Here is a 1,457-nt window from a genome sequence, read left to right on the forward strand (position 1 = left end):
CGTAAAATGCAATCCCCCCTACAATCGCTTGAATATTATTATTTCCTGTTATTTTTTTTTGCGTGCTCAATGATAGATTCAATACCCGAATGACTACAATATTTCCATCTATGGCTTTTTTAGCACGTTGTAATGCAGAAGGTGTTGCACAGCGTAAAATGCAATCCCCCCTACAATCGCTTGAATATTATTATTTCCTGTTATTTTTTTTTGCGTGCTCAATGATAGATTCAATACCCGAATGACTACAACCAGTGATAATGACTAGGCCTTTTTTTCCTTGCCAAACAAGAAAGCTATCATCAAGAACGTAATCATCTTCTTCACCTAATTCATGAATAATAACACCATAGCGTTTATTCACTTGGCGTTGAGTCACTTCTCCTGAATAGATAAAATTTTCCTCTAAGAGTAGCGGGGCTTGTGTTAATTCAAAAGAAAACTGTGATTCGAGTTTTACACGATCAAATAAAGGTGCTAACCGTTTAAATTTGATATTTTTATTGCCTAAAAACAGTGCTGAATAGCGAACAGAAAACAAATGAGGATGAGCAATAACTCTTGGTTTATGGGTAAAAAAAATCTGTTGGCAAACGAGTCAATCCACCAAAATGATCATAATGCCCATGAGACACAACAATCGCTTTCAATGTAGTTAAATCAATACCCATTTTTTTTTGCATTTGAAATAAAGGTAAGATCTTTTCCAGTATCAAAGAGAATTTTTAGCTTGGCATTCATCATCTTCTAACAATAATGACAAACCAGGATAATGGTTAAGTTCAGGATTAATCGATTTGTTTTCTAGTAATGCGGTGATCGTTAACATAGGGATTTTTTTAATTATTATCAGGAGATAACTTAATAGTAATTAAAAAAAGTTTTTGTTCCAAATATAAAAACTGCTAATTTGTGCGATTACCTTACCTTTTTACTTGTAGAGTCGCTGTTACGTGTGCACAAAACATAACAGCGATATAACTAAATCCTGTAAATATTCTTATTTATTGCATCTAAGCCTATTAGATTTATCGTGCCCCCAACTACCTCACCACCATAACAGAACGTTTTGCATAAACGTGTAATATCTGCGGCAGTTGAGCCAATATGATAAGAATCATCTTCAGGATTATGTGAGCCAATCACAATTAAATCCGCATTTATTTCATCAGCAATCTGTAATATTGCATCTCGTGGTGTACCAATACAAATGTGAGTTTGCATTCTGTCATCAGGTAAATCAAAACGCTCGATTATTTTTTTAAGCTCTTTTTCCGCTGACGTTTTTAAGCATCCTTGATCCAATTGATCGCCATTCATAACAAGTCGATAATAAGAAGATTGTGGAAGTTTTAGGAAGTACATACAAAATGAACATAAGGATCTTCATTTTTTGCAATATTTTCCACTTAACGGAATTTGCTTTGGTTCATCAGGTTATTCTTCTATCAATATCA

Annotated in this window: 3 protein-coding genes; all 3 read right to left on the bottom strand. The window is 33.8% G+C overall.

The window, feature by feature from the left end:
- Positions 1-190: 190 nt before the first annotated feature.
- The 3 genes from BHE89_RS26215 to BHE89_RS17120 all read right to left on the bottom strand — a co-directional run bounded on the left by BHE89_RS26215 (position 191) and on the right by BHE89_RS17120 (position 1,365).
- Positions 191-541, bottom strand: coding sequence for an MBL fold metallo-hydrolase (locus tag BHE89_RS26215; protein WP_286146244.1), 351 nt, complete (start codon positions 539-541; stop codon positions 191-193).
- A 25-nt stretch (positions 542-566) separates the two neighbouring features.
- Positions 567-683 (bottom strand): MBL fold metallo-hydrolase, encoded by a 117-nt coding sequence (locus BHE89_RS27155; RefSeq protein WP_353615141.1) that lies wholly within the window; start codon positions 681-683, stop codon positions 567-569.
- Between the two features lie 298 nt (positions 684-981).
- Positions 982-1,365 carry a universal stress protein gene (locus tag BHE89_RS17120; protein WP_286146245.1) on the bottom strand — a complete coding sequence of 128 codons (384 nt, stop codon included), beginning with the start codon at positions 1,363-1,365 and terminating at the stop codon, positions 982-984.
- Between the last annotated feature and the right edge of the window lie 92 nt (positions 1,366-1,457).

The sequence above is a fragment of the Shigella sp. FC1967 genome (assembly GCF_001743005.1).
Lineage (GTDB): Bacteria > Pseudomonadota > Gammaproteobacteria > Enterobacterales > Enterobacteriaceae > Proteus.

Excerpts from the sequence above, each read along its gene's own strand:
- BHE89_RS27155 (WP_353615141.1), bottom strand. The coding sequence starts at position 683 with ATGCAAAAAAAAATGGGTATTGATTTAACTACATTGAAAGCGATTGTT.
- BHE89_RS17120 (WP_286146245.1), bottom strand. The coding sequence starts at position 1,365 with ATGTACTTCCTAAAACTTCCACAATCTTCTTATTATCGACTTGTTATG.